Here is a 12835-nt window from a genome sequence, read left to right as displayed (position 1 = left end):
CCATCACATGCACAGGGAAGAGGGAGGCCATGGCGCAGGTCGAGGCCACGACGGAGCGGGTCATCGCGGCGGAGGCGGACGACGTGTTCGACGCTCTCGCGGACTACAGCGGTACCCGTGCGAAGCTGCTGTCCGAGCACTTCAGCGAGTACGAGGTGCGTGAGGGCGGCGACGGCGAGGGCACCGTCGTGCACTGGAAGCTCCAGGCCACCAGCAAGCGCGTGCGTGACTGCCTCATGGAGGTCAGCGAGCCGACCGACGGCGATCTCGTCGAGAAGGACCGCAACTCCTCCATGGTCACCACCTGGCGGGTCACCCCGGCCGGCGAGGGCAGGTCCCGCGTCGTCGTCACCACCGTCTGGAACGGCGCGGGCGGCATCGGCGGCTTCTTCGAGCGCACGTTCGCACCCAAGGGCCTCGCCCGGATCTACGACGAGGTCCTCGCGAAGCTGGCCGTCGAGATGGAGAAGTAGCGCCAGGAGGCGAAGACCTGAGGCGCCGTCACGGCTCCTCGCGCGGTCCGGGGGCGCGGAGCCCGTGCCCCGAGCCCCCGGAGCGCACCCCGTCAGCCGTCCGGCTGATTCTCACGCTCACCGTTTCGAGTGGTTTTCCGTACGACGCGGTTGTACGCCGTAGGGCTCCGACCGGCGCATACCTCCGCGCGGACCGGCCTCCGGGTGACTCGTCGCGCTTGCTCCCAGTTGTCGCGCAATGCGAGAAATGGGCGGCGCAGACGCGACGAGGGGAGCGGTACGTGGGCGGGACCACTGTGGTGGACGTGGACAGCGAGCGGGTCGTGCCGCCCGTGGTCCCGGACGCGCCCCGGCAGCCGGCCGGCACCGAAGGACGGCCGGCGCTCGCCCCCGGCCGGGTGCGTCTGGTCTTCACGGGTCTCATGCTCGCACTGCTGCTCGCCGCCCTCGAGCAGATGATCGTCGCCACCGCGCTCCCGAAGATCGTCGGCGAGCTGCACGGCCTGGACCGGATGTCCTGGGCGATCACCGCCTACCTGCTGACCTCCACCGTGGGGCTGCCGGTCTACGGCAAGTGCGGTGACCTCTTCGGCCGCAAGGGCGTCTTCCAGTTCGCCATCGCCGTCTTCGTCGTCGGCTCGGCGCTCGCCGGACGGGCGCAGACCATGGACCAGTTGATCGCCTTCCGGGCCGTCCAGGGCATCGGCGCCGGCGGTCTCCTGATCGGTGTCCAGGCGATCATCGCGGACATCGTGCCGCCCCGAGAGCGGGGCCGCTTCATGGGTTTGATCGGTGCCGTCTTCGGCCTCGCCTCCGTCGCCGGGCCGCTGCTCGGCGGCTACTTCACCGACCACCTCTCCTGGCGCTGGTGCTTCTACGTCAACGTGCCCTTCGGCCTGGTCACCCTGGCCGTCGTCACCGCCGTGCTGAAACTGCCGAAGCCCACCGGGAAGGCCCGCCTCGACGTGCTGGGCACCCTGCTGCTGGCCGCCGCGTCGACCTGCCTGGTGCTGCTGACCAGTTGGGGCGGCACCGAGTACGCGTGGGGCTCGCGCGTCATCCTGGGACTGGGCGCCGGCGCGGCCCTCGCGAGCGTCCTCTTCCTCGTCGTCGAGCGGTTCGCGCCCGAACCCCTCATCCCGCTGCGCCTGTTCCGCGACCCGGTCTTCACCGTCACCGGGCTGGTGGGCCTGGTCATCGGCGTCGCCCTGTTCGGCGCCGCCAGCTATCTCCCCACCTTCCTGCAGATGGTCGACGGGGCGAGCGCCACCGGGTCCGGGCTGCTGATGCTGCCCATGATGGCCGGGATCGTGGGGGCCTCGGTCGTCTCCGGACAACTGGTCAGCCGCACCGGCCGCTACAAGGCGTTCCCGGTCCTCGGCAGCGCCCTGGCCGCCGTGGGGATGTGGCTGCTGTCCCGGCTCGACACGGACACACCGCGGTCGCAGTACAGCGTGTGGATGGCCGTCCTCGGCGTCGGCATCGGCCTGGCGATGCCCGTCCTCGTCCTCGCCGTGCAGAACTCCGTGCGCCCCGCCGACCTCGGCACCGCGACCAGCGCCAACACCTACTTCCGGCAGATCGGCGGCAGCGTGGGCGCCGCCGTCTTCGGCACCCTGTTCGCGGGCCGGCTCTCCGACGCGCTGGAGCAGCGGCTCCCCCGACGGGCGGCTGCCGCCCTGCCCGACTCCGAGTCCATCACCCCGCAGCTCGTCCACGCGCTGCCCCCGGCACTGCGCGGCGCGTACATCGAGGCGTACGCCGACGCCATGCCGCGCATCTTCCTCTGGCTCGTGCCGGTGCTCCTCGCCGGCCTGCTCATCGCCTTCTTCCTCAAGGAGAAACCGCTGGTGTCCCACAACGCCCCCGTCGAGTCCCCGCTCACGGCCCAGATCCCGCAGGCGCGTTCGCCGTATCCCGCGGGAGTGCCCGTGTGCGGCACGGTCCAGCACCCCGACGGCACCGTGGTGCCCCGTGCCGCGCTCACCCTCATCGACGTCGCGGGGCAGCAGATCGGGCGGGGCGCGAGCGGCGAGGACGGCCGGTACGCCCTGTCCACCCCCGGATCCGGTGCGTACGTCCTGATCGCCGCGGCAGGCGGTCACCAGCCGCAGGCCGTCTCGGTGACCGTCGGGGAGCGCCCGGTGGAGCTGGACGTCGTGCTCGGCGGCGCCGGGAGGCTCGCGGGGAGCGTGCTGACGGCGGACGGCACGCCCGTGCGCGACGCCGCCGTCACGCTCACCAACGTGCACGGAGAAGTGGTCGCGAGCACGCGCAGCGGGCGCGAGGGAAGCTACGTCATCACCGAACTCGTGGCCGGCGAGTACACCCTGGCCGCCAGCGCGCCCGCCTTCCGCCCCGCCGCCCTGCCTGTGACCGTGCAGGCCGCGCGCGAGACCCGGCAGGACGTCGAACTCGCGGGCGGCGCCGTACTGCGCGGCACCGTGCGCGCCGGGGGCGGGCGGCCCGTCGAGGACGCGCGGGTGACGCTGCTCGACGCCGCGGGAAACGTGGTCGACACGCTCACCACGGGCCCGGACGGAACGTTCCGGTTCGTCGACCTGTCCTCCGGCGAGTACACCGTCATCGCCGCGGGATACCCCCCGGTGGCCACGGTGTTGCAGGTGGCGGGCGGCGGACGGACGGAACGGGATCTGCAACTCGGACACGAGGACTGACCGGCGTGCGGCGTGCGGCGCTCCGGAGCGCGAGCCCCCAGGCCGCCGGCAGGATGCCGGCGCACGCGATGTCATGCGCGGCCTCCGGATGGGCAGGACACTCCTTGACCGGCCGGACGGCGGAGGAGGGTGGAGCATGGTGCGTACGCTCGGTGTCGCCGTCGTGGGATTCGGCTGGATGGGGCGGGTGCACACCCAGGCGTACATCCGTGTGCCGCACCACTTTCCCGGGCTGACCGTCCGGCCCCAACTGGTCGCCGTCGCCGACGAGGTCCCCGGCCGCGCCGAGGAGGCCGCGGGGCGGTACGGGTTCGCCACGGCGGTCCAGGACTGGCGCGAGATCGCCGCCGACCCGCGCGTCGCGGCGGTGAGCATCACCGCCCCGAACTTCCTGCACCGCGAGATCGGCGTGGCCATGGCCGGGGCGGGCAAGCACATCTGGATCGAGAAGCCGGTCGGCCTGACCACCGGGGACGCCCGGGCGGTCGCGGACGCCGCGGCAGCGGCCGGCGTGCACGGAACGGTGGGCTTCAACTACCGCAACGCGCCGGCCGTCGCCGCCGCCCGCGAGCTGATCACCTCGGGCGGGATCGGCGCCGTCACCCATGCCCGCATCCGTCTCTTCAGCGACTACGCGGCCCACCCCGAAGGCGCCCTCACCTGGCGGTACGAGCGCGAGCGCGGCGGCAGCGGAGTCCTCGGCGACCTCGCCTCGCACGGGGTGGACCTGGCCCGCTTCCTGCTCGGTGAGATCGAGTCGCTGGCTGCCGACACCGCTGTCTTCGTCCCCGAGCGGGCGCGTCCCGCCGGGGCCACGGCCGGCCACACCCGGGCCACGGGCGGCGAGCCCGGCCCGGTGGAGAACGAGGACTACGTCAACTGCCTGCTGCGCTTCGCCTCCGGCGCCCGCGGCGTCCTGGAGGCGTGCCGGGTCTCGGTCGGTGAGCAGAACGCCTACGGCTTCGAGGTCCACGGCACCCAGGGCGCCGTCTTCTGGGACTTCCGCCGCATGGGCGAACTCGGTGTCAGCCGCGGCACCGCCTACCAGGACCAGCCCGTCAGCACCTGCTACGTCGGCCCCGGGCACGGCGCGTACGCCGCCTTCCAGCCGGGCTCGGCCAACGGCATGAGCTACGACGACCTGAAGGTCGTCGAGGCCCACCACTTCCTGCGCTCCGTCGCGGAGGGCACCGCCCACGGAGCCACCCTCGACGACGCCGTGCGCAGCGCCACCGCGCTGGACGCGATGAGCCGCTCCGCCGAGCGGCGCACCTGGGTGGACCTGGCGTGAGTCAGGGCGTCACAGATGCCGCCGTCGGCCGGCGATGTGCCGGTCGTACCTCTCCCGGGCGGTCCGGGCCGCCTCGCGGGAGGCGACCTCGGCGACGGGCACGTCCCACCACGCCTCGGCGGGCGGTGCGGTGGGCGTCGGGTCGGTCTCGACATGGACGCAGGTCGGCCGGTCCGAGGCGCGCGCCGCGGCGAGGGCCTCGCGCAGTTCCCGCACGGTCCTGGCGCGCACCACGTCCATGCCGAGGCTGGCGACGTTGGCGGCCAGGTCCACCGGGAGCGGGGCGCCGGTGAAGGTGCCGTCGGCGGCCCGGTAGCGGTAGGCGGTGCCGAAGCGCTCGCCGCCGGTCTCCTCGGACAGCCCGCCGATGGAGGCGTAGCCGTGGTTCTGGACGAGGACCAGGTTGACGGGCAGGCGCTCCTGCACCGCCGTGACGATCTCGGTGGGCATCATCAGATAGGTGCCGTCCCCGACGAGCGACCACACCACGGTGCCGGGCGCGGCCTGCTGGACGCCGATGCCCGCCGGGATCTCGTAGCCCATGCAGGAGTAGCCGTACTCCAGGTGGTACTGGTGCGGGGAGCGGGCCCGCCACAGCTTGTGCAGGTCGCCGGGGAGCGAGCCGGCCGCGTTGATCACCACGTCGTCGTCGCCCACGACCGCGTCCAGGGCGCCGAGGACCTGGGTCTGGGTGGGTGCCGCGTTCTCGTCGTCCGCGCGGAAGGCGGCCTCGACGACCCGCTCCCAGCGCTCCTTGCCCGCGCGGTACTCCGCCTCGTACGCCTCACCGACCCGGTGGTCCGACAGCCCCTCGGTGAGCGCCTCGAGGCCCGCCCGGGCATCGGCCACCAGGGTGCGGGCGGCGAGCTTGTGGGCGTCGAAGGCGGCGATGTTCAGATTGAGGAACCGCACGCCGGGGTGGCGGAAGAGGGTGCCGGAGGCGGTGGTGAAGTCGCTGTGACGGGTGCCGACGCCGATGACCAGGTCCGCGGTGCGGGCGATCTCGTCGCAGACCGCGGTACCGGTGTGACCGATGCCGCCGAGGTCCGCCGGATGGTCGTGGCGCAGCGAGCCCTTGCCCGCCTGGGTGGCGGCGACCGGGATGCCCGTGGCGTCGACCAGCGCCCTGAGCGCCTCCTCCGCCCCGCTGTGGTGGACGCCGCCGCCGGCCACGATCAGCGGCCGTTCGGCGGCGCGGACCGCCCGCACCGCCTCCGCCAGTTCCACCGGGTCCGGGGCCGGACGGCGCACGTGCCAGATCCGCTCCGCGAAGAACTCCTCCGGCCAGTCGTACGCCTCCGCCTGCACGTCCTGCGGCAGGGCCAGGGTGACCGCGCCGGTCTCGGCCGGGTCGGCGAGGACCCGCATGGCGCCGAGTGCGGACGGGATCAGCATGTCGGGGCGCGTGATCCGGTCGAAGCGGCGGGAGACCGGGCGCAGCGTGTCGTTGACCGAGACATCGGCCTCGACCGGGTGCTCCAGCTGCTGCAGCAGGGGCTCCGCGGGGCGCGTCGCGAAGTAGTCGCCGGGCAGCAGCAGCACCGGCAGGCGGTTGATCGTCGCGAGCGCGGCCCCCGTGACGAGGTTGGTGGCGCCGGGGCCGATGGACGTGGTGACCGCCTGCGCGGACAGCCGGTTCCGCCGCCGCGCGTACCCCACGGCCGCGTGCACCATGGCCTGCTCGTTGCGGCCCTGGTGGAAGGGCATGGCGTCCTCGCCGGCCTCCAGCAGCGCCTGCCCGACGCCCGCGACATTGCCGTGGCCGAAGATGCCCCAGGTGCCGGCGATCAGCCGGTGGCGTGCGCCGTCGCGCTCCGTGTACTGCACGGACAGGAAGCGCACCAGCGCCTGGGCGACGGTCAGACGGCGAGTGGACCGGCTCATCGGGACCTCACTGGGACGGGACGGTGGGGGAGCGGGACAACGGACCGGCGTCCGCGGTCCGGGCGCCGCGGAGCCGGGGCGGGCGGACGCGGGCGGAAGAGAGCGCGGCCGGGCGGCTCCGGTGCGACGTCCACGGCGTAGGCTCCGGGGGTGGCCCTGGCGGCGGGAAGGTGGTGCGTGGTGGTCATGGTGCCCTTCTGGGACGCGGTGTCACAGCAGGCCGACCGCGGTGTCCACCGCCGCCTCCACGCCGCCCTCGGCGGGATACAGCAGCGACCGGCCCACGACCATGCCCTGCACGGTGGGCAGGCGCAGCGCCTTGCGCCATCGCTCGTACGCGCCCTCCTGGTCCCTGCCGACCTCGCCGCCGAGGAGCACGACGGGCAGCGTGGACGCCTCCAGGGCCTCGGCCATCTCGTCGGGGTCCTCGGTGACGGGCAGCTTGAGCCAGGTGTAGGCGGAGGTGCCGCCGAGGCCCGAGGCGATGGCGATCGACCGGGTGACGGCCTCGGCACTCAGGTCGTTGCGCACCCGGCCCTCGACGCGGCGCGATATGAACGGTTCGACGAACAGCGGCAGCCGGCGTGCGGCCATGCCGTCGACGGCCCGCGCCGCGGCCTCCAGGGTCCGCAGGGAGCCCAAGTCGTCGTAGTCGATGCGCAGCAGCAGTTTGCCGGCGTCGAAGCGGAGCCGTTCGATGTCCTCGGCGCGGTGGCCGGTGAAGCGGTCGTCCATCTCGAAGGACGCGCCCGCGAGGCCGCCGCGGTTCATGGATCCCATGACAACCTTGTCGTCCAGGACGCCGAGCAGCAGCAGGTCCTCCAGGATGTCCGCGGTGGCCAGCACCCCGTCCACGCCGGGCCGGGACAGCGCGATGCACAGGCGCTCCAGGAGATCGGCGCGGTTGGCCATGGCCAGGCGGCGGTCGCCGACCCCCAGGGCGCCCCGCGCGGGGTGGTCGGCGGCCACGATCATGAGGCGGCCGCTGTCGCCGATCAGCGGGCGGCGGACCCGGCGGGCGGCGGCCTCGGCGATGGCCTCCGGATGCCGGGCGCGCACCCTGACGAGGGCGGGGATGCTGATGCTCACAACAGGCTCCGTTCGGGGGGTGGCAGCGGTCGGCCGCGGGCGAGGAGGGCCCCGGCGCGGCGGTCAGCCGCGGTCGAGGAGGCCGGCGACCTCCTGCTCGGTCGGCATCGCGGAGGAGCAGGCGAGCCGGGAGGCGACGAGCGCGCCCGCCGCGTTGGCGTGGCGCACGGTCTTCTCCAGAGGCCAGCCGGACAGCAGCCCGTGGCAGAGCGAGCCGCCGAAGGCGTCCCCGGCGCCGAGCCCGTTCACCACCTCCACGGGCACGGGCGGCACCTCGGCCGCCGTACCGTCGCGGCGCACGGCCAGCACCCCTTTGGGGCCCTGTTTGACGACCGCCAGTTCCACGCCCGCGTCCAGCAGGGCCCGGGCGCAGGCCCACGGCTCGCGCACCCCGGTGGCGATCTCGCACTCGTCGAGGTTGCCGACGGCCACGGTGGCGTGACGCAGCGCCTCGGCGTAGTGGGGCCGTGCCGCCTCGGGGTCCGCCCAGAACATCGGGCGCCAGTCGAGGTCGAAGACGGTGATGCCGGCCCTGTCCCGCGCCTTGAGGGCGGCGAGGGTGGCCGAGCGGCTGGGCTCCTCGCTCAGGCCGGTGCCGGTGATCCAGAAGATGCGCGCGGCGCGGATGGCGAAGAAGTCCAGTTCGCCGGTGTGGATCTCGAGATCGGGGGCCTTGGGCCGGCGGTAGAAGTAGAGGGGGAAGTCGTCCGGCGGGAAGATCTCGCAGAAGGTGACCGGGGTCGGATAGGCGTCCACCGGGGTGACGAACCGGTCGTCGACGCCGAATTCCCGCAGCGCCTGGTGCAGATAGGTGCCGAAGGGGTCGTTCCCGGTCCGGGTGATCACCGCGGTGCTCCGGCCGAGGCGTGCCGCCGCGACCGCGACGTTGGCCGCCGAGCCGCCGAGGAACTTCCCGAAGGATTCGACGCGCGCCAGCGGCACGCCCGTCTGGAGGGGGTATAGGTCCACTCCGATGCGTCCCATGGTGATCAGATCGAAACGTCCGGCGTGCTCAGGCATGCGCGTCGCTCCTCAGGCGGGGGGATGCGGGCGGCGGGCCGCCCGCACGGCGGGCATCCGGGCCCGGATGTCTCACAGGTGTAGGCCGCGGGACGACCCGCTGTCAAGACTTTGTACTTACATTCGGACCTACTTCTGAAATGATGTCTTAACAAAGTATTGACAGCCGGGTACGACAAGGGTTTGTATCCGGTCCGAGCGAAACCGCCGGTTCACCGGCACACGGCCCGGACCCCACGTCCGGGGTCCACGCGGGGGCTCCCGGCCCGCGCTGCCCCACCCCGTTCCCTTCCCCGGTCGCACAGTGAGGTGCAGGACAGATGGACCGCACGTTTCAGCCCCGCCGTTCCCGCAGAGTCGCCCCTCTCCTCGCGATAGCCGCGGCGTCCGCGCTGCTCGTCGCCGGCTGCTCCAGCAGCTCGGGCGGCAAGAAGGCGACGGAGGACAACTCCGGCGCCGGCGCCGGAAAGGCCGGCACTCCCCCCATGACGGTGGCGCTGGTCACCCACCAGGCGCCCGGCGACACCTTCTGGGACATCGTCCGCAAGGGAGCGGAGGCCGCCGCGGCCAAGGACAACATCAAGCTCGTCTACTCCAACGACCCGAACGCGGGCACCCAGGCCAACCTGGTCCAGAACGCCGTCGACCAGAAGGTCGACGGCATCGCGATCACCCTCGCCAAGCCGGACGCCATGAAGGACGTCGTGGGCAAGGCGACGAAGGCGGGCATCCCGGTGGTCGGCCTGAACTCCGGCGTGAGCGACTGGAAGAAGCTGGGACTGATGGAGTTCTTCGGGCAGGACGAGAGCGTGGCGGGGGAGGCGTTCGGCAAGCGGCTCACCGAACTCGGCGCCAAGAACACCGTCTGTGTGATCCAGGAGCAGGGCAACGTCGGCCTCACCCAGCGCTGCGACGGCCTGAAGAAGACGTTCAGCGGCAAGACACAGATCCTGTACGTCAACGGCACCGACATGCCGTCCGTGAAGTCGACGATCAGTGCCAAGCTCAAGCAGGACAGCTCCATCGACTACGTGGCCACGCTCGGCGCCCCGTACGCCCTGACCGCGGTGCAGTCGGTGTCCGACGCGGGCAGCAAGGCGAAGGTCGCCACCTTCGACCTCAACAAGGACCTGACCGCCGCCGTCAAGAAGGGCGACATCCAGTTCGCCGTCGACCAGCAGCCCTACCTCCAGGGCTACCTGGCGATCGACTCCCTGTGGCTCTACAAGAACAACGGCAACTACAGCGGCGGCGGCGAGCAGCCGGTGCTGACCGGCCCGGCCTTCGTCGACAAGTCCAACGTCGACACCGTCGCGGCCTTCGCCGCGAAGGGCACCAGGTGATCGCGATGACCCAGCAGGCTGCGCCGGCGGTCACCTCACCGCCGGCCTCCGGCCCCCAGGAACGCGACGGGCGGACCGTGCGGCGCCCGCTCGCCCTGCGGCTGCTGGCCCGGCCCGAGGTCGGCGTCTTCCTCGGGGCCGTCGCGGTCTTCGTCTTCTTCTTCGCCATGGCGCCGGCGTTCCGCTCGGGCAGCGCGATGGCCACCATCCTCTACCAGTCGTCCACCATCGGGATCATGGCGCTGCCCGTGGCCCTGCTCATGATCGGCGGCGAGTTCGACCTGTCGGCCGGTGTCGCCGTGATCACCTCGGCGCTGACCGCCGCCATGGTCAGTTTCCAGCTCACCATGAACGTCTGGGTGGGCGTCGTCGTCGCGCTCGTGCTCTCGCTCGCCATCGGCGCCTTCAACGGCTGGATGATGGTGCGCACCGGCCTGCCCAGCTTCCTGGTCACCCTCGGCACCTTCCTGGGCCTGCAGGGCATCAACCTCGCGGTCACCAAGCTGATCACCGGCAACGTCGCCACCGACGACATCAGCGACATGGACGGCTTCGACCAGGCCAAGGCGGTCTTCTCGTCGTCCTTCACCGTCGGCGGCGTCCAGTTCAAGGTCACCGTGCTGTGGTGGCTCGCCTTCGCGGCGCTGGCCACCTGGGTGCTGCTGCGCACCAAGTACGGCAACTGGGTCTTCGCCGTCGGCGGCAACAAGGACAGCGCCCGAGCCGTCGGCGTGCCCGTGCACTTCACCAAGATCTCGCTGTTCGTGCTGGTCGGCTTCGGCGCCTGGTTCGTCGGCATGCACCAGCTGTTCGCCTTCAACACGGTGCAGTCCGGCGAGGGCGTGGGCCAGGAGCTCATCTACATCGCCGCGGCCGTCATCGGCGGCTGCCTGCTGACCGGCGGCTACGGCTCCGCCATCGGCCCGGTCTTCGGCGCCTTCATGTTCGGCATGGTGAGCCAGGGCATCGTCTACGCCGGCTGGAACGCCGACTGGTTCAAGGCGTTCCTGGGCGTGATGCTGCTCGGCGCCACCCTCATCAATCTGTGGGTCCGCCAGTCGGTGACCCGGAGGTGATCGTCCATGACCACCGCTGACCTCAGCGAGAACAACGGCCCGGTCGCCCCGGCCGACCCGGCACCCGTGGTGGAGCTGCGCGGCGCGGGCAAGTCCTACGGCAACATCCGCGCCCTGCACGACGTCGACCTCGCTGTGCACCCGGGCCGGGTCACCTGCGTCCTGGGCGACAACGGCGCCGGCAAGTCCACCCTCATCAAGATCATTTCAGGTCTCCACCAGCACACCGAGGGCGAGTTCCTCGTCGACGGCGAACCGGTGCGCTTCACCACTCCGCGCGAGGCCCTCGCCCGCGGCATCGCCACCGTCTACCAGGACCTGGCCACCGTGCCCCTCATGCCGGTGTGGCGCAACTTCTTCCTCGGCTCCGAGATGACCAAGGGCCCCTGGCCCGTCCGCCGTCTCGACATCGCCCGCATGAAGAAGACCGCGGACGAGGAACTGCGCAACATGGGTATCGTCCTCGACGACCTGGAACAGCCCATCGGCACCCTCTCCGGCGGCCAGCGCCAGTGCGTCGCCATCGCCCGCGCCGTCTACTTCGGAGCCCGCGTCCTCATCCTGGACGAGCCCACCGCCGCGCTCGGCGTCAGGCAGTCAGGGGTCGTCCTGAAGTACATCGCCGCAGCCCGCGACCGCGGCCTCGGCGTCATCTTCATCACCCACAACCCCCATCACGCCTACATGGTCGGCGACCACTTCAGCGTGCTGCGCCTCGGCACCCTCGAACTGTCCGCTCCCCGCGACCGGGTCGGCCTCGACGAGCTGACCGACCACATGGCCGGCGGGGCCGAACTCGCCGCCCTCAAGCACGAACTGGCACAGGTCAGCGGCGTCACCGTCGAGGAACTCCCCGAGGAGAAGGACCTCCAGGCACCCGTGCCGGCAGCTCCCGAAGGGAACACCCCATGACCCCTGCCCTGGACCGCATCCGGGTCGGCTCGGCCCCCGATTCCTGGGGCGTCTGGTTCCCCGACGACCCGCAGCAGGTGCCCTGGCAGCGCTTCCTGGACGAGGTCGCCGAGGCCGGCTACCGCTGGATCGAGCTCGGCCCGTACGGCTATCTGCCGACCGATCCGGCGCGGCTGACCGACGAGGTGGCCCGGCGGAACCTGAAGGTGTCCGCCGGCACCGTCTTCACCGCGCTGCACCGCGGACCGGCCGTGTGGGAGTCCACCTGGGAGCAGGTGAGCCAGGTCGCCGCGCTCACCCGGGCCATGGGCGCCCGACACCTGGTGGTCATCCCCTCCTTCTGGCGGGACGACAAGACCGCCGAGATCCTCGAGCCCGCCGAACTGACCGCCGAGCAGTGGACCCACCTCGCCAAGGGCATGGAGCGGCTCGGCCACGAGGTCAGGGAGACTTACGGGCTCGACATCGTCGTCCACCCGCACGCCGACACCCACATCGACACCGAGGAGCACGTCGAGCGTTTCCTCGACGCCACCGACGCCGGCCTGGTCGGCCTCTGCCTGGACACCGGGCACTACGCCTACTGCGGCGGCGACAGCGTCAAGCTCATCGAGACCTACGGCGAGCGCATCGGCTACCTCCACCTCAAGCAGGTCGACCCGGAGATCCTCGCCGATGTCGTCCGGGGTGGGGTGCCCTTCGGGCCGGCCGTGCAGCGCGGCGTGATGTGCGAGCCCCCGGCCGGCGTTCCCGCTCTCGAACCGGTCCTCGCCGCCGCCCAGGGCCTCGGCGTCGACCTGTTCGCCATCGTCGAGCAGGACATGTACCCCTGCCCGCCGGACAAGCCGCTGCCCATCGCCGTACGCACCCGCGCGTTCCTCCGCTCCTGCGGTGCCTGACCTAGGCCGGGATGGTTACCCATGACGACAGCGATGTGGTGGGCGCCTTGTTCGCGCAGCCACAGGCCGTTCGCGTGCTGCGTGTGCGCCGCGTCCGCGGTGATCACAGTGTTGTCCAGGTCGAGGTCTTGCAGGAGAGGGATGAAGGCGGGTGTCTCATTGCTCTTCGC

Annotated in this window: 10 protein-coding genes; 7 read left to right on the top strand and 3 right to left on the bottom strand. The window is 72.0% G+C overall.

Annotated elements, in window-relative coordinates; genetic code table 11:
• Positions 1 to 29: 29 nt before the first annotated feature.
• From ACFYMU_RS02755 to ACFYMU_RS02745, 3 genes are all read left to right on the top strand, one after another.
• Positions 30 to 473, top strand: coding sequence for an SRPBCC family protein (locus ACFYMU_RS02755; RefSeq protein WP_388366984.1), 444 nt, complete (start codon positions 30 to 32; stop codon positions 471 to 473).
• A gap of 281 nt (positions 474 to 754) precedes the next feature.
• Positions 755 to 3151: an MFS transporter gene (locus ACFYMU_RS02750; RefSeq protein WP_388366982.1), complete on the top strand. Its 2397-nt coding sequence runs from the start codon at positions 755 to 757 to the stop codon at positions 3149 to 3151.
• Positions 3152 to 3287: 136 nt separating this feature from the next.
• Entirely contained in the window at positions 3288 to 4442 is a 1155-nt protein-coding gene (locus ACFYMU_RS02745; RefSeq protein ID WP_388366980.1) for a Gfo/Idh/MocA family protein, read from the top strand.
• Between the two features lie 9 nt (positions 4443 to 4451).
• Here ACFYMU_RS02745 and iolD read toward each other — a convergent pair whose 3' ends face one another.
• From iolD to iolC, 3 genes are all read right to left on the bottom strand, one after another.
• The gene (gene iolD, locus ACFYMU_RS02740; RefSeq protein WP_388366978.1) at positions 4452 to 6326 is read right to left on the bottom strand and encodes a 3D-(3,5/4)-trihydroxycyclohexane-1,2-dione acylhydrolase (decyclizing); all 1875 of its coding nucleotides are present in this window, start codon (positions 6324 to 6326) and stop codon (positions 4452 to 4454) included.
• A 210-nt stretch (positions 6327 to 6536) separates the two neighbouring features.
• Complete coding sequence (locus ACFYMU_RS02735; RefSeq protein ID WP_388366976.1) at positions 6537 to 7415, bottom strand: deoxyribose-phosphate aldolase; 879 nt, start codon at positions 7413 to 7415, stop codon at positions 6537 to 6539.
• 63 nt (positions 7416 to 7478) lie between these two features.
• Entirely contained in the window at positions 7479 to 8435 is a 957-nt protein-coding gene (gene iolC, locus ACFYMU_RS02730; protein WP_388366974.1) for a 5-dehydro-2-deoxygluconokinase, read from the bottom strand.
• Between the two features lie 320 nt (positions 8436 to 8755).
• Between iolC and ACFYMU_RS02725 the strand changes: the two genes are divergently transcribed.
• Genes ACFYMU_RS02725 through ACFYMU_RS02710 form a run of 4 tightly spaced genes read left to right on the top strand, consistent with a single transcriptional unit; the run spans position 8756 to position 12665 of the window.
• On the top strand, positions 8756 to 9778 hold the full coding sequence (locus tag ACFYMU_RS02725) for a sugar ABC transporter substrate-binding protein (RefSeq protein ID WP_388366973.1): 1023 nt from the start codon (positions 8756 to 8758) through the stop codon (positions 9776 to 9778).
• On the top strand, positions 9778 to 10854 hold the full coding sequence (locus tag ACFYMU_RS02720) for an ABC transporter permease (protein WP_388367953.1): 1077 nt from the start codon (positions 9778 to 9780) through the stop codon (positions 10852 to 10854). The genes ACFYMU_RS02725 and ACFYMU_RS02720 overlap by 1 nt, the downstream gene beginning before the upstream one ends.
• Positions 10855 to 10860: 6 nt before the next feature.
• A complete protein-coding gene (locus tag ACFYMU_RS02715) occupies positions 10861 to 11766 on the top strand; it encodes an ATP-binding cassette domain-containing protein (RefSeq protein ID WP_388366971.1) in 906 nt (301 codons plus the stop codon).
• On the top strand, positions 11763 to 12665 hold the full coding sequence (locus ACFYMU_RS02710) for a sugar phosphate isomerase/epimerase family protein (protein WP_388366969.1): 903 nt from the start codon (positions 11763 to 11765) through the stop codon (positions 12663 to 12665). The genes ACFYMU_RS02715 and ACFYMU_RS02710 overlap by 4 nt, the downstream gene beginning before the upstream one ends.
• Positions 12666 to 12835 lie beyond the last annotated feature (170 nt).

Origin of the sequence: Streptomyces sp. NPDC007264, from assembly GCF_042869095.1 — a bacterium.
GTDB lineage: Bacteria > Actinomycetota > Actinomycetes > Streptomycetales > Streptomycetaceae > Streptomyces.
This window is presented reverse-complemented; position numbering and strand designations above follow the sequence as displayed.